The sequence below is a fragment of the Lentzea sp. NPDC058436 genome, assembly GCF_042721515.1.
GTDB lineage: Bacteria > Actinomycetota > Actinomycetes > Mycobacteriales > Pseudonocardiaceae > Lentzea.
On record NZ_JBHXLF010000002.1, the window covers coordinates 1,361,565 to 1,379,241 of the forward strand.

General features: G+C 70.8%; 15 protein-coding genes. 9 read left to right on the plus strand and 6 right to left on the minus strand.

Annotated elements, in window-relative coordinates:
* The first annotated feature begins 11 nt into the window (after nt 1–11).
* From ACFWN2_RS13475 to ACFWN2_RS13490, 4 genes are read left to right on the plus strand one after another with little or no spacing between them, the layout of a single operon-like run.
* The gene (locus tag ACFWN2_RS13475) at nt 12–1,373 is read left to right on the plus strand and encodes an ABC transporter substrate-binding protein (protein WP_382427344.1); all 1,362 of its coding nucleotides are present in this window, start codon (nt 12–14) and stop codon (nt 1,371–1,373) included.
* A gap of 3 nt (nt 1,374–1,376) precedes the next feature.
* Nucleotides 1,377–2,339, plus strand: coding sequence for a carbohydrate ABC transporter permease (locus ACFWN2_RS13480; RefSeq protein WP_382427346.1), 963 nt, complete (start codon nt 1,377–1,379; stop codon nt 2,337–2,339).
* Nucleotides 2,336–3,196, plus strand: a complete 861-nt coding sequence (locus tag ACFWN2_RS13485; protein WP_382427347.1) for a carbohydrate ABC transporter permease — start codon at nt 2,336–2,338, stop codon at nt 3,194–3,196. The genes ACFWN2_RS13480 and ACFWN2_RS13485 overlap by 4 nt, the downstream gene beginning before the upstream one ends.
* A 35-nt stretch (nt 3,197–3,231) precedes the next feature.
* Entirely contained in the window at nt 3,232–6,156 is a 2,925-nt protein-coding gene (locus ACFWN2_RS13490; protein ID WP_382427348.1) for a CBM35 domain-containing protein, read from the plus strand.
* Between the two features lie 151 nt (nt 6,157–6,307).
* Here the strand turns inward: ACFWN2_RS13490 and ACFWN2_RS13495 are convergent, their stop codons facing one another.
* Entirely contained in the window at nt 6,308–6,979 is a 672-nt protein-coding gene (locus ACFWN2_RS13495) for a TetR/AcrR family transcriptional regulator (protein ID WP_382427349.1), read from the minus strand.
* 71 nt (nt 6,980–7,050) lie between these two features.
* Here ACFWN2_RS13495 and ACFWN2_RS13500 point away from each other — a divergent pair, with 71 nt between their 5' ends.
* Nucleotides 7,051–7,911: an SDR family oxidoreductase gene (locus ACFWN2_RS13500; protein ID WP_382427350.1), complete on the plus strand. Its 861-nt coding sequence runs from the start codon at nt 7,051–7,053 to the stop codon at nt 7,909–7,911.
* Between the two features lie 40 nt (nt 7,912–7,951).
* Here ACFWN2_RS13500 and ACFWN2_RS13505 read toward each other — a convergent pair whose 3' ends face one another.
* From ACFWN2_RS13505 to ACFWN2_RS13520, 4 genes are all read right to left on the minus strand, one after another.
* On the minus strand, nt 7,952–8,470 hold the full coding sequence (locus ACFWN2_RS13505; protein WP_382427351.1) for a DUF305 domain-containing protein: 519 nt from the start codon (nt 8,468–8,470) through the stop codon (nt 7,952–7,954).
* The gene (locus ACFWN2_RS13510; protein ID WP_382427352.1) at nt 8,470–9,504 is read right to left on the minus strand and encodes a DUF1996 domain-containing protein; all 1,035 of its coding nucleotides are present in this window, start codon (nt 9,502–9,504) and stop codon (nt 8,470–8,472) included. Before ACFWN2_RS13510 ends, ACFWN2_RS13505 begins: the two co-directional genes overlap by 1 nt.
* Before the next feature lie 92 nt (nt 9,505–9,596).
* On the minus strand, nt 9,597–11,798 hold the full coding sequence (locus ACFWN2_RS13515) for a heavy metal translocating P-type ATPase (RefSeq protein ID WP_382427353.1): 2,202 nt from the start codon (nt 11,796–11,798) through the stop codon (nt 9,597–9,599).
* Between the two features lie 6 nt (nt 11,799–11,804).
* Nucleotides 11,805–13,691, minus strand: a complete 1,887-nt coding sequence (locus tag ACFWN2_RS13520) for a cytochrome c oxidase assembly protein (RefSeq protein WP_382427355.1) — start codon at nt 13,689–13,691, stop codon at nt 11,805–11,807.
* 162 nt (nt 13,692–13,853) lie between these two features.
* Between ACFWN2_RS13520 and ACFWN2_RS13525 the strand changes: the two genes are divergently transcribed.
* Genes ACFWN2_RS13525 through ACFWN2_RS13540 form a run of 4 tightly spaced genes read left to right on the plus strand, consistent with a single transcriptional unit; the run spans nt 13,854 to nt 17,188 of the window.
* Nucleotides 13,854–14,825, plus strand: coding sequence for an ABC transporter substrate-binding protein (locus ACFWN2_RS13525; RefSeq protein ID WP_382427356.1), 972 nt, complete (start codon nt 13,854–13,856; stop codon nt 14,823–14,825).
* On the plus strand, nt 14,822–15,826 hold the full coding sequence (locus tag ACFWN2_RS13530) for a FecCD family ABC transporter permease (protein WP_382427358.1): 1,005 nt from the start codon (nt 14,822–14,824) through the stop codon (nt 15,824–15,826). The genes ACFWN2_RS13525 and ACFWN2_RS13530 overlap by 4 nt, the downstream gene beginning before the upstream one ends.
* Nucleotides 15,823–16,635, plus strand: coding sequence for an ABC transporter ATP-binding protein (locus ACFWN2_RS13535; protein ID WP_382427359.1), 813 nt, complete (start codon nt 15,823–15,825; stop codon nt 16,633–16,635). Before ACFWN2_RS13530 ends, ACFWN2_RS13535 begins: the two co-directional genes overlap by 4 nt.
* Nucleotides 16,601–17,188 carry a DJ-1/PfpI family protein gene (locus tag ACFWN2_RS13540; RefSeq protein WP_382427361.1) on the plus strand — a complete coding sequence of 196 codons (588 nt, stop codon included), beginning with the start codon at nt 16,601–16,603 and terminating at the stop codon, nt 17,186–17,188. Before ACFWN2_RS13535 ends, ACFWN2_RS13540 begins: the two co-directional genes overlap by 35 nt.
* Here ACFWN2_RS13540 and ACFWN2_RS13545 read toward each other — a convergent pair whose 3' ends face one another.
* Complete coding sequence (locus tag ACFWN2_RS13545) at nt 17,189–17,593, minus strand: RidA family protein (protein ID WP_382427363.1); 405 nt, start codon at nt 17,591–17,593, stop codon at nt 17,189–17,191. It abuts the gene before it with no gap.
* Nucleotides 17,594–17,677 lie beyond the last annotated feature (84 nt).

The window sequence follows — 17,677 nt, forward strand, 5'->3', positions numbered from 1 at the left end:
TTGGAGAGACAATGAAGTCTTACCGTCTGACAGCCGCCGCCCTGGTCCTGCCACTGGCGCTGACCGCGTGCGGCTCCAGCCCCGACGACGAGCTCAACGCCGAGGGCAAGGTCGTCCTCACCGTCGCCATGGACGCGGGCCTGGAGGCCAAGGCGATCGAGGCGTTCAACGCCCGCGTCGCCGACTTCGAGAAGGCCAACCCGGACGTCGACGTCAAGCCGCAGGAGTACACCTGGACGGCAGCGACGTTCACCGCGCAGCTCGCGGGCGGGACGGCGCCGGACGTGCTGACCGTGCCGTTCACCGACGGGCGCGGGCTCATCGAGCGCAAGCAGATCGCCGACATCAGCGGACGGGTCGCCGGGCTGCCGTACGCGTCGTCGTTGAACCCGGTGGTGGCCAAGGCCGGGCAGTCGGCCGACGGCAAGCAGTGGGCCGTGCCGATCGCCGCCTACGGGCAGGCGCTGCACTACAACCGCACGCTGTTCACGCAGGCCGGGCTCGACCCGGACAAGCCGCCGGCCACGTGGGCCGAGATCCGCGGTGCCGCCAAGCAGATCACCGAACGGACCGGGCAGGCCGGGTACGCGCAGATGACCCAGGGCAACACCGGTGGCTGGATCCTGACCACTTTGGACTACGCGTTCGGTGGCCGCACCGAGAAGCTCAACGGCGAGACGGCCGAGGCAACCGTCGACAGTCCGGAGATGACCGAGGTGCTGACCACGTTGCGCGCCATGCGGTGGGACGACAACTCGATGGGCGCGAACTTCCTCTACGACTGGGCGGGCATCAACCAGGACTTCGCCGCCGGACGCATCGGGATGTACGTCTCGGGCGGCGGCAACTACGGCAACCTGGTGACCCAGAACGGACTCAAGCCCGCCGACTACGGCGTCGCCGCGCTGCCTCTGGCGAACAAGCCCGACGCGGGTGTGCTCGGTGGCGGCACGCTCGCCGTCGTCAGCTCGAACACGGGGGAGCGGGGCAAGGACGCCGCCGTGAAGTGGATCGACTTCTACTACATGGGCAAGCTCACGAACCAGGACGCGGCGGTGGCCGACGCGAAGACGCTGGCCGACACCAAGCAGCCCGTCGGGGTGCCCGCGCTGCCGGTCGTGGACCGCGCGACCTACGACAAGCAGCAGGAGTGGGTCAAGCAGTACGTGAACGTGCCGCTGGGGCAGATGAAGCCCTACACGGACAAGATGTTCGACCAGCCGCTGGTCACCGAGCCCACCAAGTCCACCCAGGAGGTCTACAAGATCCTGGACACGACGGTGCAGACGCTGCTCACCGACCGGGGCGCCGACGTCGCCGCGTTGCTCACCAAGGCTGACGCCGACGCGCAGGCCACGATGGGCCGGGGCTGACCGGTGGCCGTCCAGTCCCCTGTCCGCGCGGTGGCGGCCGTCCCGCCGCCACCGCGCGCTCCCCGGCGCCGCCGTTCGCCGGTCACCTGGGTGCGGCGCGGCGGGCTGACCACCCTGCTGTTCCTGGTGCCGCTGCTGGTGGTGTTCGGGGTGTTCTCGTGGGCGCCGATCGTGCAGTCGGTGGTGATGAGCTTCCAGCGCACGAACCTCGTCGGGCCGGTCACGTTCGTCGGTCTTGACAACTTCGCACAGGTGCTCGGCGACCCTCTCTTGTGGACAGCCGTGCGCAACACGCTGTGGTTCGCCGCGCTGGCACTGGTGTTCGGCTACCCGATCCCGCTGGTCGCCGCCGTGCTGATCAGCGAGGTCCGGGAGCGCAAAGGCCTCTTCAGCGCGCTGGCCTACCTGCCCGTGGTCGTGCCGCCGGTGGTGGCGGTGCTGCTGTGGAAGTTCTTCTACGACGCCGGTCCGTCCGGCGTGTTCAACACCGTGCTCGGCTGGGTCGGGCTGGGGCCGTGGCAGTGGTTGCAGGACCCCGGCAGCGCCATGCCCGCGCTGGTGCTGGAGGCGACCTGGGCCGCGGCGGGCGGCACCGTGATCATCTACCTGGCCGCGCTGGCCGGCGTGTCCGCCGAGCAGTACGAGGCCGCCGAGATCGACGGCGCCGGGATCTGGCGCAAGATCTGGCACGTCACGCTGCCGCGGTTGCGCGGGGTGCTGCTGGTGACGTTCATCCTGCAGATCATCGGCACGGCGCAGGTGTTCCTCGAACCGTTCCTGTTCACCGGCGGTGGTCCCGCCAACTCGACGATGACGATCCTGTTGCTGATCTACGACTACGCCTTCGCCAGCAGCCTCGGCGGGGACTACGGAGCCGCGACCGCGCTGAGCATCATGCTCGCCGCCGTCCTGGCCGTGCTCTCGGCCGTCTACCTGCGGGTGACCAAGTCCTGGAGCGCCTCGTGAAACGCGGGCTGATCTCGCCGTCCGAGTGGGGCACGCCGTCGGTCCGCCGGACGGTTCGCCTGGTGCAGGCCCTGTTGCTGGGCGGCCTGCTGCTCACCGGTCTCGGGCCGATGCTGTGGCTCGCGAAGGCCGCGATCACGCCCACCCAGGACACGTTGCGCGCACCGTTGTCGCTCTTCCCGACCGGAGTCGACCTCGCCAACCTGCTCACGGCGTGGACGCGCGTGGAGATCGACAAGTACTTCCTCAACACGGTGGTGATCGCCGCCGGGTCGTGGCTGGTGCAGCTCGTCGTCGCGACCACGGCCGGCTACGCCCTCGCGATCCTGCGTCCCCGCTACGGCAAGCTCATCACCGCCGTCGTGCTGGGCACGCTGTTCGTCCCGTCGATCGTGCTGCTGGTGCCGCTCTACCTGACGGTCGTGCGCAGCGGAATGATCAACACCTTCTGGGCGGTGTGGCTGCCCGCGGGTGCCAGCGCGTTCAACGTCGTTCTGGTGCAACGGTTCTTCGCGAACCTGCCGCGCGAGGTGCTGGAGGCCGCACGGGTCGACGGCGCCGGTCCCGCGCGGGTGTTCTGGTCGGTGGTCCTGCCGCTGTCGCGCCCGATCCTCGGCGTGGTGTCGGTGTTCGCCGTCGTGGCCAGCTGGAAGGACTTCCTCTGGCCGCTGCTGGTGCTGCCCGACCCGGCGGTGCAGCCGCTGTCGGTGCGGTTGCCCGCGTTGCAGCGCTACGTCGAGCTCGACGTGTTCCTCGCCGCGCTCGCCATCTCGTCGGTCATCCCCGTGGCGCTCTTCCTGGTGTTCCAACGGCTGTTCCTGCAGAGCGGTGCGCTCGAAGGAGCCGTCAAAGGCTAGTCCCCTGTCCCGATTCGCCTTGGAGAACAACAACGATGTTGAAGAAACTCCCCGCGGCCGTGAAGGTCGCGGTACTCAGCGCTGCCCTCGTGGCGGGCGGAATCAGCGCGGTTTCCGCCGCCCCGACCGTCTACCAGGCCGAGTCCGCTGCGTTAACGGGCGGCGCTCGCACCGAGACCGAGCACGCCGGGTACACCGGCACCGGTTACGTCGGCGGGTTCACCGACGCCAACCGCGGCAACGCCGCCCTGACCGTCACCACGAGCGGGTCGACGGCCGGTGCGAACAGCCTGGTCCTGCGCTACGCCAACGGAACCGGCAGCACCCGCACCGTCACCCTCGCCGTCAACGGCACCACCCGGCAGCTCTCGCTGCCCGCCACCGCGGGCTGGGCGTCGTGGGGCACGGTGAGCCAGAACGTCACCCTGAACGCGGGCGCCAACACCCTCGCGGTGCGGTACGGCAGCGCGGACAACGGCAACGTCAACATCGACAGCCTGTCGGTGGACCCCGTGACCCCGGCGGCCGGGGTGGTGGAGGCCGAGTCCGGCACGCTCTCCGGTGGCGCGCGGGTCGAGTCCGAGCACGGCGGGCACACCGGCAGCGGGTACGTCGGCGGGTTCGTCGACGCGAACCGGGGCGCGGCGGCGACGTTCGCCGTCTCCAGCACCGCCACCAGGGCGACCCTGACCCTGCGCTACGCCAACGGCACCGGCTCGGCGCGCACGATGACCGCCACGGTCAACGGTGCGGCGCAACAGGTCTCGCTGCCCGCGACGGCGTCGTGGGGCGAGTGGGGCACTGTGAGCGTCCCGGTGACCACCGTCGTCGGCTCCAACTCTGTCGCGGTGTCCTTCGGCGCCAACGACAACGGCAACATCAACCTCGACAACGTCTCCCTCGCGCCGGACAACTCCACCCCGACTCCCGAGGGCACCACGGAGCTGGAGTCCGGCTTCCTCGGCGGCGGCGCCGTCACGGTGACCACGGCGGGCGCGACCGGAAGCGGCGCGGTGTCGCTGCCCGGAGCGAGCGCGCGGGTGATCAGGACGATCAACCAGACCAGTGCCGGCAACGCCACGATCACGTTGCGGTACACGGCATCCGCGAGCGGCACGGTGACCGCGTACGTCAACGGGGTCAAGGGCACGCAGCTGAACCTCACCGGCGGCAGCGGCTGGCGCACCGTCACGCACACCGCCGCGTTGCGGGCCGGTCTGAACATCATCGGCTACCAGGACGCGAACGGTGCCCAGCTCGACAACATCGCCGTGACCGGCTCGGCGGCACTGGCCGCGCGCGGCGCGACCGTCCCGTTCACCACGTACGAGGCCGAGGCCGGCACGACCACCGGCACCAAGCTCGCGGCGGGCCGCAAGTACACCACCGACGTCGCCGAGGCCTCCGGGCGCAGCGCCGTCAAGCTCACCGGCACCGGCCAGAACGTGCAGGTCACGCTGACCGCACCCGCCAACGCCCTGACCGTCCGCGCGAGCATCCCCGACGGCACCACCGCGCCGCTGGCCGTCTACGCGAACGGCACCAAGGCCGGCGACCTCCAGCTCACCTCCAAGTACAGCTGGATGTACGGCGGCTACCCGTTCGCCGAGGGCCCCGGCGGCGCTCGCCCGCACCGCTACTTCGACGACGCGCGGATCCTGCTCCCGCAGACCTACCCGGCGGGCACCGTGATCCGCCTGGCCAAGGACACGTCGGCGAGCGCGTACATCACCGTCGACCTCCTGGACGCCGAGGTCGCCACCGCGACGACCGCGCCCGCCGGTTACGTCGACGTCCGCACCCACGGCGCCAACCCCGGTGACGGAGCCGACGACAGCGCGGGCATCCGCGCGGCCGTCGCCGCCGCGCAGGGCAGCGCGGTCAAGGGCGTGTGGCTGCCCGCGGGCCAGTACAACCTGAACAGCATCGTGAACCTCAGCGGTGTGGACGTGCGCGGCGCCGGCATCTGGCACACCGCCCTGAACGGAGCGAACCGGCGCGGCGGGTTCGCGATCACCGGTGCCGGCACGACGATCGCCGACCTCACCTTCGACGGCGACGTCACCACCCGCGACCCGGACGAGGCACCGAACTCCGACTCGTTCGTCGAGGTGGAGTCCGGCTCGGGCGCGACGGTCTTCAACGTGGCCACCAACCACGCCAAGACCGGCCTGTGGCTCAAGCAGGCGGACGGCTTCTACGCGGCGGGCCTGCGCGTCCGCAACACGATGGCGGACGGCCTGAACATCAACGGCAACAACGGCCCCACCACCAACGTCCGCGTCGAGCAGAGCAGCTTCCGCAACACCGGCGACGACGGCATGGCCATGTGGTCGTGGAACCCGAAGAGCGAGGTGAGCCGCAGCGTCTTCGCGTTCAACACCATCTCGCTGCCGATCCTCGCCAACGGCGCCGCGATCTACGGCGGCACGGACAACCGGATCGAGGACTCGCTGATCAGCGACACGGTGTTCAACGGCGCCGGGGTCATGGTGTCGAGCTGGCACGACGCCAAGCCGTTCGCCGGCACGACCTCCTTGCAGCGAAACACCTTCACCCGCACCGGCACCCGCAACTGGGACTGGGACACTCACACCGGCGCGGTCTGGCTGTTCGCCGAGAAGTCCGACATCAGCGCGCCCCTGGTGGTCAAGGACCTGGAGATCAACGACTCCAGCTACCACGGCATGTTGTTCAGCTGGAACAAGACGATCGGCAACGTCATCGTCGACAACGTGAAGATCAACGGCACGGGTGGTGCGACCGAGGCCTTCACCGACGACAAGGGCGTGGCGGTGTCGAACGCCGGTTCGCACGGCATCCACTTCAACCTGGTGACCGGCACCGGGCGGTTCGACCGGGTGACCGTGACCGGGGTGAAGGGGACCGGCAGCCAGGGCATGGCGAACGACGAGAACCGGTTCACCGTGCAGCGCGGCACCGGCAACTCCGGCTGGTAGGCAGGCACGGCAAGGCGCCCCTGCTTGCGAACCCGCGGGTGGGGGCGCTGTCGTCGCACAGGTGCGGGCGGCGGCGCTGTCGCGTCATGGGCGGTGTCGGCGTCGCGTCACGGGAGCGAGAGGGCGTCATCGGCGCCTGCGAGCGCGCGAACTACCGGGCCAGCCACTCCGACAGCAGCGAACGCTCGGCCTCCGTCAGCTGCCGCAACGCGGGCAGTGCGCGCCGCACCACATCGGTCGCCGTGGACGTCTCACCCGACGGCTCGTCGGTGAGGATCGTCCGCGCGACCGTCTCGAACAGCACGTCGGCGAGGTCCGGATCCCGGTCCTGCGGTGGCGCCGACAGCAGGGTGAGCACCGCACCGGTCCCGGCCGCGTGCACCAGCTCGACCGCCCGGCGTTCGCTGACCCGCAACCGTCCGGCAGCGGCGACGCGGGCCACTCGGGCGCGCAGGATCTCCATGCCGCTGGTGGAAGCCGGTGACCGGGCCGCGCGCGCCGGGTCCAGCAGGAGGCCGACGAGTTCCGGGTTGGCAAGGCCGAACCCGAGGTGCGTGTTCCACCCCGCCCGCAGGTCGGCGACGGGGTCGTCGCCGTGTTCGGTCGCCGCCTTGTCCGCGACGTACACGGCGAAGACGTGCTCGGCGACGGCGTCGAGCAACGCGTCCTTGTCCTCGAAGAACCGGTAGATCGTCGGTGCCTGGGTGCCCGCGGCCTGGGCGACGGCGCGGATCGTGACCGCGACGGCTCCCTGCTCGCGCAACAGCTGGGCTGCGACCTCCACGACGTGTGCGCGTGCTTTGTCCCGGTTGCTCTCGACCACGGAGATCACTCTAGCGCGATGTTGCTAACGTCGATAGTGTCAGCGTTACTACCAACGTTAGCGAGGCAGTGATGATCATCGTCAGTGGTGCGACCGGGCAGCTCGGAGCCCAGGTCGTGGAGCGGTTGCTGGAACGGGTTCCGGCGAGTCGCGTGGGCGTCAGCGTGCGGGACGTCGGCAAGGCCGCGGCGCTGGCCGAGCGCGGTGTGCGGGTGCGGCGGGGCGACTTCGCCGATCCGGACTCGCTCGCCGAGACGTTCGAGGGCGCGGCGCAGGTGCTGCTCGTCTCGACGAACGACACCCGTTCGACGGCGGTCGAACGGCACGTCAACGCGATCGAGGCCGCCCGTGCGGCCGGAGTGGAACGGATCTTCTACACGAGCCACCAGGGCGCGGCGAGCGACTCGCTCTTCCGGCCGATGCCCGACCACGCCGCCACGGAGGAGGCCCTCGCGAAGTCCGGCGTGCCGTTCACGTCGCTGCGCAACGGCTACTACGCCTCGACGATCCCGTTGCTGTTCGGGCGGGCACTGGAAACGGGCGAACTGGTCGCGCCCGCGGACGGTCCGGTGTCGTGGACCGCGCACGCGGATCTCTCCGAGGTGGCAGCGATCCTGCTGGCGGGAGAGGAGAGCTTCGATGGGCCGACTCCGCCTCTCACCGCCCATGAGGCGCTCGATCTCGAAGACGTCGCGGTGCTGCTGAGCGAGATCACCGGCCGCACGTTCCGGCGGGTCGTCGTGGACGACGAGGAGTGGAGCGCGTCGCTGGTCCGCAACGGCGTCCCCGAGGACAGGGCCGATCTGCTGCTGGGCATGTTCCTCGCGTCGCGGCGCGGTGAGTTCACCACCACGGGGGACCAGTTGGAGAAGCTCCTGCGACGCCCCGTGACGCCGCTGCGAGCAGTGCTGGAGAAGGCTGTACAGCAGTGAAAGCGCGGCCGGGGGCAAGATCACCCCCGGCCGCGCTGCTCTACTGCCGGCCGCCTCCCAGCAGGGCCAGCAACTCCGCGCGCGAGCTGTCGATCCGCTCGGCTACCTCCAGCACCGGCTTGCTCGTGCCCGACGTCAGTTCCGCGCGGGCTACGGTGCGCGCCTCCTCGAACTGGTTGCGCAGCAACGACTTCAGCTGCAGGTCGAAGTCGGCGCCCTGCACGTGCTCGACCGCGGCCAGTTCGGCGGCCGTGATCATGCCGGGCATGTCGTGGCCCTCGTGCTGGTTGCTCTCGGCCTTTCCCGCGCGCGCCAGCACCTCCCGGACCTGCGCCAGTTCGGACCGGTAGCGGTCCTCGGCCTTGCGCACCACCGGACCCAGCGCGGAGCCGGGCCTGCCGGCGAGCGCGAGTGCGGCGAGCGCCGACTCGTTCTGGGGGATCACCAGGTCCACGAACGCCAGGTCCGTGGCGGACAGGTCGGTCGGGACAGGGGTGCCGACCGCCGGTGCGCCACAGCCCGTCGCCACGAGGACCACCGCGAGGAGGAGAGCACGCACTACGGACGGCCGTCCGGTCCGCACTTCACGATCCGGTTGATGCAGTCGCGCACGCGCTGCGCCATCTCGGCCTCTGGCCACACGTTGAAGAAGTCGCCGTGCATCGTGAACCCGGGCCCGGACGAGAGCTTGAACCTCGCCGGGTCGCCGCTCGCGGGGTAGCGCAGCACCTGGCGCAGCTTCGGCACCGGCACGGGGTGCGTCGAGGGGCAGTCGCCCGCGACCGGGTAGGACATGTGGCTCTTGTGGTCGGCGGAGTCGAGGTCCTTGCCGTTCCAGCACTGCGGGAAGTCCAGGTAGGACTCGATCATCGTGCCCGCCGGGCAGTTCACGAAGTCCTTGGACGCCCCGACGTGCCCGGCGTGCAGGCACGACCAGCGCGACATCGTGGTGTTGTCCGGCGCGGTGGCCTTGGCGTTGCCCGCGACGATGCGCAGCCCGTACGGCAACGGCTGGATGCGCGCGGTCACGTCGTCGCGCACGCCCTCACCGAGGTAGTAGAACGTCGTGCCAGTCGGCTCGACGGCCTGGCCGTCCACCAGCAGCGTCGGCACCCAGTACGACGAGAGGTCGACCTTCGGGCTGCACGTGCTGCCGGCCTTGCTCAGGCTGGTCACGTCCGAGTGGGCGTTGGTCGAGGTGTTGCCGAAGAAGCTGTGCATGTGCGAGGCGCCGGGCAGGTTCGGCAGCACGATCGGGTCGTCCGGGAGCTTGTGCGTGAACGGGCACTCGGCGACGAACTCCGCGACGCGCACGGCGTTCGGCGGGATGGGCTCCTGCGGCTTCGTCGGCGCGGCGGCGGCCTTCGTCGTCTCGGCCGGCGGCGTGGACGTGGCGGCGGGCGCGGGCGGCGGCGTCGTGGTGTCCGCGAGCGCGGGCGGCGCGACGGTCGTGGCCGACGAGGTCGGCGCGGCCTTGGGCGGCGCGGGAGGCATGAAGAACATCGCGTTCGCGGTCACAGCGGACGCCGCGACGCCCGCCACGGCGAGAGCGGCGATCCACACGCGCCGCCGCAATCGTGGGGTGAGGGGCACTGAAAGTTCCTTTCGGCAGGGTCCAGGGGTGTTCTGACCAGGAGATGTCCTGGACGCCCGCCGATAACGGAAAAATCTCTGAGATCTTCCGGCTACCCCTCGCCCGACGTCCCCAGGGCGTTGCGCAACCTCAGGCTGTTCGCGACGACCAGCACCGACGACAACGACATGGCGGCACCCGCGATCAGCGGGTTGAGCAGCCCGAACGCCGCCAACGGCAGCGCGGCCGCGTTGTAGCCGAACGCCCACACGAGGTTGCCGCGGATCGTGGCGAGCGTGCGACCGGCGAGCACGACCGTGTCCGCGATGGCGTCGAGGTCGTCACGCACCAGGACGACGTCGGCGGTCTGCGCGGCGATGTCACTGCCGTGCGCGATGGCCATGCCGAGGTCCGCGGCGGCGAGCGCCGGTCCGTCGTTGATGCCGTCACCGACCATCGCGACGTGCCTGCCCTGCGCGCGCAACCGTTCGATGGCGGCGACCTTGTCCGCCGGACGCACGTTGGCGATCACCTCACTGACACCGATCTCCTCCGCCACGGCCTGGGCAGCGGCCTCGTGGTCACCGGTGAGCAGCACGGTCCGCAGGCCGAGCGAGTGCAGGCGCGCGACAGCGTCCCGTGCGGACGGACGCACGGTGTCGCGCAAGGCGATGCCTCCGACGACCTCGCCGTGCCGGGCGACCAGCACCCCGGTCGCGGGCCCCAGCTCCGACAACCACTCGACGGCGGCGGCGGGCACCACGACGTCCAGCCGTGCCATCAGCTCGGCGGACCCCACTACGACCAGCGCGCCCTCGACCTCACCACGTGCACCGGCGCCGACCAACGCCTCGAACCCGGTCACGGCGGGCACGTCGGAACAGGCCGCAGCGATGGCGACGCCGATCGGATGCTCCGAGGCTGCTTCCACTGCAGCCGCCCACCGCAGCACGTCCTGCCCGGTGAACGACGTCGTCGCGGTGACCTCCATGCGGCCGGTGGTGACGGTGCCGGTCTTGTCCAGCACGACGGTGTCGACGGCCCGCGTCGCCTCCAGCACCTCGGGTCCCTTGACCAGGATGCCGAGCTGCGCGGCCCGCGCCACGCCCACCATCAGCGCGGTCGGCGTCGCGAGTCCGAGAGCGCACGGGCACGCGATGATCAGCACGGCGACGGCGGCCGTGAACGCCTCACGGGTGGAGTGGTCGGTGAGCAGCCATCCGGCGAGCGTCAGCGCTGACAACACCAGCACCACCGGGACGAAGACCGAGCACACCCGGTCGACCAGGCGCTGCACCGCAGCCTTGCGTTCGGCGGCCTGCTCGGCCAGCGCCCGCATCTGCGCGAGCTGGGTGTTCGCCCCGACGGCCGTGGCACGCACGAGGAGCCGTCCGGCGCTGTTGACCGTGCCGCCGGTGACGTGATCACCGGGACCGACCTCGACCGGAACGGACTCGCCCGTCATCGAGGCCGTGTCGACCGCGGAGTACCCCTCGGTCACGACGCCGTCCGCGGGCAGCGCCTCACCGGGCCGCACCACCAGCAGGTCGCCGACCAGCACCTGTGCGGCGGGCACCGTCGTCTCGACGCCGTCCCGCAGCACCCTGGCGTCCTTCGCCGCGATGCCCGCGAGCGCGGTGAGCAGCCCCACCGCGGACCGCCGCGACCGCAGCTCGAAGTACCGCCCTGCGAGCAGGAACGTGGTGACGCCCGCCGCCACGTCGAGGTAGACCGCGTCCGCGCCCTCCGCCGTCACGCCGAAGCCGAGCCAGTAACCGGGACCCGACGACCCCGCCACCAGCGACCACAGCGCCCACCCGAACGAGGCGAGGACTCCCAGCGACACCAGGGTGTCCATGCTGGACGCTCCGTGCCGCAGGTTGCGCAGCGCCGCCCGGTGGAACGGCCACGCCGAGTACGTGACCACCGGCAGCGCGAGGAGCACGCACAACGCCTCCCAGCCGGGGAACCGCAGTGCGGGTACGAGAGCGAGACTGATCGACAGGTTGCCGAGGGGGATCGCGAGCACCGCCGCGACCACGAGCCTGCGCCGCAGTCCCGTGACGGTGTCGTGCCACTGCTCGCGGTCGTGCCCGGACACCGCGGCGTCGTAGCCCGCGTCGCGGACGACCTGCACGGCGTCGTCGGTGCGCATGCCTTGGGGCAGATGCACTATCGCGCGTTCGGTGGCGTAGTTGACCGTGGCGCGCACGCCCTCGACCTTGTTCAGCTTGCGCTCGATCCGCGTGGCGCAGGCCGCACAGGTCATGCCGGACACCGTCAGTTCGACGGCGCCGTCCGTGGTGGTGGTCATGGCAGGTCAGTTCTTCCTTCCGGAAAGCTCCGCGAGCATCGCGTTGTAGGCGGCGAGCTTGTCGTCGTGCCCGGTGTCGGTGGCGCGGTCGAACCGCACGGCCTCGCGGCGGTCGGCCACCGCCCACTGCCGCAGCAGCGCGAGCACCACGACGAGCATGGGGATCTCCCCGGTGGCCCAGGCGATGCCGCCGCCGAGGCGCTGGTCGGTGAGGAGGTCGGGCACCCAGGTGAGCCCGAGGGTGCGGTAGAAGTACTCGGCGATCACGGTCTGCTTGTTCATCAGGATCACGCCGAAGAACGCGTGGAACGGCATCACGGAGAACAGCAGACCGAGCCGCGCCAGGTGGGGGAGCGCGCGCGGTGCGCGATCGACCCCGATCACCAGCCAGAAGAACACGTAGCCGCTGATCAGGAAGTGGATGTTCATCAGCTGGTGCGCCCAGTGGAAGGGCATCGCGGCACCGAAGAGGTCGGAGAAGTACAGCACGTAGAACGACCCGACGAACGTCGTCGCGGCGACGGCGGGGTGCGCCACCAGTCGCGTCGCCCGGCAGTGCGTCAGCGCCGTCACCCACTGCCTCGGCCCGTGCGGCAGCACCCGCAGCGCCAGCGTGATCGGGCCGCCGAGCACCAGCAGCACGGGCGCGAGCATGTTGAGCGACATGTGCGCGACCATGTGCGTGCTGAACATGCCCGCCGCGTACCTGCCGACGCCGGACGACGTCGCGACCAGCACGACCGCACACCCGAGCAGCCACGCGACGGTCTTGCCGGCCGGCCAGGCGTCTCCCCGCCGCCGCAGCTTCCGGACCGCCACCAGGTAGGCCACCGCGAGCAGGACCGCGCCCAGCCCCAGCAGCAGGTCGAACCGCCAGCCCAGCACGATCTCCGTGAAGGAGGGCGGGTCCGGCAGTTCGTAGCCGAGCACCGTTTCCTGCGGTGACGGCCTGGTCCGCGACCACGCGGGCGGCACGAGTTGCGTCAGACCGGTCGACGCGCCGAGCGCCAGTCCCACCGCGACCAGTTCCGCGGCGAGAGGCCTGCGCAGGCGAGCACGCAGCACCAGGATCGCCACGCACACGAAGACTTTGAGCAGCAACAGAAGCACGTAACCGCTGTGCAGCCCGGCGGGCCCGACCAGCACCGCACCCGCCACCGCTCCACTGAGGACGAGCACGACGAGACACCACCCCGTCAGCCGGCGGTAGCGCTTCAGCACGACCTCGGCACTGCTTCCCGGCCGGCGCAGGTAGGCGCGCAACGCCACGAGCGAGCCGATCCACAGCGCGGCCGCCGGGACGTGCCAGACCATCGCGTTGGTGGCGACGTCGTGCCACGCGCCGTTGGCCACGTGACCGGCGATGACCGGTGCCAGCACGCCGACCAGCGCGGGGACGAGCCACAGCACCGAGGTGGTCCACGTCAACGTTGCCCGCGCGCCCACCGCGACTATTGCGGCGGCCACCGCCGAGAAGATCCACGCCTTGGGCTCCTCGGTGGCGGCCACGAGCCCGCCCAGGTGCTCCAGCGCGACCCCGAACGTCTGCCCCGACGCGTCCGCCGCGGACAGCACGATCGCCGAAGTCGCCGCGCAGCACCACACCGTCGCCGCGGTCGCCGCCGTGCGCACCGCCGCGTACGCGTGTGCCGTCAGCTGGGCGCGCTTCGGCGGCGCGGGCACCACGAACGCGCCGAATGCGAGCGCTCCCACGGTGACGGTCGCGGCGGCGTTCGCGAGCGTCCGCACGACGCCGAACGCCAGTGACGTGAGCCTGCCGGGATCGCTGTCTCCGAGCGCGGTGTACACGTCACCTCCCGCCCAGAGCAGGACGATCACGACGCACACCACCGAGCCGACCGCCGCGAGCACGGCGGTCCTGTCCACCCTCATGGCATGGCGGTCGGGCAGAACCCCGTTCCGGTTCCCGGAAAACCGGATCGGCCGCGATTGTGTGACCAAGCAGACTCCGTCCACTCGGGATCGTGGCGCGACGGAAAGTCGCGGGAACCAACCCGGCCGCCGCCGCGACCTGTAGGCGTGAGAAGCGTCAAGTTGAAGCACGGTGTGGCCGCGTTGCTGGTGTCGCTGACCGTGGGCTGTTCCGCCGCACCCGCGCAACCGGTCGCGCAGGACCAGGGCGCCGTCACCGTCCGGGACTGCCAGGGCAAGGACATCACGTTCACCGAGGCGCCGAAGCGCGCTGTGACCCTGGACGGGTGGGCGGCCCAGGCGATGGCGCGGCTCGGGCTGACGGACAGGATCGTCGGCACCGGCTTCACCGGGCCGTTGAAGGTCGAGAAGGAGCCGTACCTCGGCGCGCTGGCGAAGGTGCCGGTGATCAGCGACAAGGTGCCCGGCACGGAAAGCGTTGCCGCGCTGCGGCCCGACGTCGTGCTGACCAGCTTCGCGACGTTCGGCGGGGGCTCCGGCCCCAAGGACGCCGACCTCGTCACGATGGGAGCGCCGGGGATCGCGGGCTGCATCGCCGACCGGTCCAAGCCCATGACCGACCTCTCGGTCACCTACGACTACCTCGAACGGCTCGGCAAGGTGTTCCGCGTCGAGGACAAGGCGTCCGCGCTGGTCACCGAGCTGAAGGGCCGCGAGGCCGCGGTCCAGCAGAAGGCCTCGTCGGGCGCACGGCCGCGCGTCATGGCACTGGCCGACAACCCGGTCGCAGGCCAGCCGGTGAAGGCGCTCGGCGGGTCCACGCCCGTCAACGCGCTGATCGAACTGGCCGGCGGGACCAACGTGTTCTCCGAGGTGGACGGGATGCACGCGGACGTCTCGCCGGAGAAGATCGCGGAGCTCGACCCGCAGGTGATCTGGGTCGTGACAGACTTCAGCTTCGCGAAGGCCAAGGGGCAGGAACTGGTCGACCAGATCAAGGCCAACCCGTTCCTGGCCACGACGAGCGGCGCCCGCGACGGCAGGATCGTCAGCAGCTCCCAGTACGTCGTCGGCTTCCCGTCCGCGCTCAACCTCGACGGCCTCGAACAGCTCGCGCGGGAGCTCCACCCGTGAGAACGGGGCTCGTGCTCGCCGTCCTCGTGTCCGTTGTGGTCGCCGTGGGCATCGGGCCGGTGAGCGTGCCGGTCGACGACGTGGCGAGGGTCCTGTTCGAACGGCTGACCGGCGGCATCGCGCATCCGGGCACCGACCTGATCGTGTGGCGGCTGCGGCTGCCGCGCGTCCTGCTCGGCGCCGTCGTCGGTGCGGGACTGGCGGTCGCGGGCGCGGTCGTGCAGTCCGTGGTGCGCAACCCCGTGGCCGATCCGCACCTGCTCGGCCTGTCGTCCGGCGCCTCTGTCGGTGCGGTTCTCGTGCTGACCACGGGCACCACGTTGCTCGGGCTGGTGACCGTTCCGCTGGCCGCCTTCACCGGGGCGACGTTAGCGATCGTCGTCGTGCTCGCGATGGCCCAGCAACGAGGCCGCGTTCAGCCGTTGCGCCTGGTGCTGGTCGGGGTGGCGTGCGCGCACCTGTTCAGCGGCGTCACGTCGTTCATGCTCGCCAGCACCAACGACACGGCGGCCCAGCAGCAGATCATCTTCTGGATGCTGGGCGGGCTCTCCGGCACGCAGTGGGACACGCTGCTGATCCCGGTGCTGGTGCTGGCGTTCGTCATGCTCGTCCTGCTGACGCGGTCGCGACGCATGAACGCTCTCGTGCTCGGCGACGACGCCGCGGCCGGTCTCGGCGTGGACGCGGCACGGCTGCGCTGGCAGCTGCTGGTGCTGACCACCCTGCTGACCGGGACTTTGGTCGCGGTGTCGGGCGGCATCGGGTTCGTCGGCCTGATCATCGGGCACCTGGCGCGGATGCTGGTCGGCGCCGACCACCGGCGGATGCTGCCGGTCACCGCCGCGCTCGGCGCCTGCTTCCTCGTGTGGGCGGACGTGCTGGCGCGCATCGTGATCGCGCCCGCCGAACTTCCCGTCGGCGTCGTCACCGCGTTCCTCGGCGTGCCGCTGTTCCTGCTCGTCATGCGCCGCGCCGGCCACAAACTGGAGACGGCCTCGTGAGCCTCGTCGTGGAGAACGTCAGCGCGTCGCTCGGCGGCAAGCAGGTGCTGCACGACGTCTCGTTCACCGTGCCCGACGGCCACTTCGGCGTGCTCGTCGGACCGAACGGCAGCGGGAAGTCGACGTTGCTGCGCACGGTGTTCCGCGCCGCCCGGCCGTCGGGCGGGCGGGTGCTGGTCGACGGCGAGGACGTGTGGCTCTCCACCGCCCGCGACGCCGGCCGCCGCACCGGGGTCCTGTTGCAGGAACAGCACTCCGGGTTCGAGTTCACCGTCGAGGAGACCGTCGCCCAGGGACGCACCGCGCACCTCGGCAGGTTCGACCGGCTGTCGAGGCAGGACGACGAGATCGTCGCCGAGGTCTGCGAGCGCACCGGGCTGACGCCGTTCGCGGACCGACGGCTCGCTGAGCTGTCCGGTGGTGAACGGCAGCGCGTGTTCCTGGCCCGTGCGCTGGCTCAGCGCCCGAGCCTGCTCGTCCTCGACGAACCCACGAACCACCTCGACATCCGCCACCAGCTCGACCTTTTGGAACTCATCCGCGACCTCGGCATCACGGTGATCTCCGCGCTGCACAGCCTCGACCTCGCCGCGACGTACGCGGATGCCGTGGTGGTGCTGGACGCGGGCCGGGTCGCCGCCTCGGGGCCTCCGGCGGAGGTGCTCACCGGTGAGCTGGTGAGCGAGGTGTTCGAGGTCGAGTGCACAGTGGACGCGGTGGCAGGTCAGCCCAGGTTCGGCTTCAGGCCGAGGAGAACGACAGGAGGGACGTCCGGTGCGAGTGCAGGTCGTGGTGTTCGAGGGCGTTGAGGAACAGGACTTCATCGCACCGGTCGAGGTGCTGGGAATGGCGGGCAGGGCGTCCGACGTCCGGACGACCCTGGTGACCACGGGGGAGCCCGGCAGGGTCACGTGCGCGTACGGCACGAGGCTGGACGTCGAGCACGGCTGGTCGCCCGAGGACGCCGACGTCATCGTCGTGCCCGGCGGCGGCTACAACCGCAACGACGGCTCCGGCGTGCGGAAGGTCATGCGGGACGAGGACTTCCTGCGCCGTCTCACCGAGTCGGCGGCGCTCAAGGTCGGCATCTGCACCGGCGCGATGGTGCTCTCCGCCGCAGGGATCACGAAGGGGCGCAACGCGACCACGCACCACGCCGCGAAGGCCGATCTCGCCGCCTCCGGTGCCACCGTGATCAACGCCCGCGTGGTCGACGACGGCGACCTGATCACCGGCGGCGGCGTCACGTCGGGCCTGGACGTCGCGCTGTGGCTGGTGGAACGGTTCCTCGGCGCCGGTACCGCCTGCCAGGTCGAGACGGTGCTGGAGTACGAACGCCGGGGAACCGTCTGGCGCCGGTGATCAGAGGACGGCGGTGACCTCGGCCTCGACCAGGATGCCCGGCTCGAACAGGACCTCGACGCCGATCAGCGACGCAGGCGGGGTCGCCGTGATGCCGAGCTCCTTCGCGGCCTGCTCGACGCCGGCGGCGAACGCGTCGTACATCTCGCGCTTCCACCCGGCCGCGTACCAGGTGATCCGCACGACGTCGTCGAACGTCGCGCCCGCCGCGGCCAGCGACGTCGCCACGTTGCGGTAGACCTGCACGACCTGGCCGGTGAGGTCGCCGGGCGCGACCAGTTCGCCGTCGCCGTTCCACGAGACCTGACCTGCCACGTGGACCTGCCGGGTGCCGGTGGCCACGGCGACGTGGTGGTAGTCGGGCACCTGGACGTGGCCGTCGGGGTTGATCAGGGAAACCGTCATCGCTCACTCCTCGAATAACTTCACGCTTGAAGTGACTCCAGTGTGCAGTCACTTCAAGCGTGAAGTCAAATGGGCCCGGTAGGG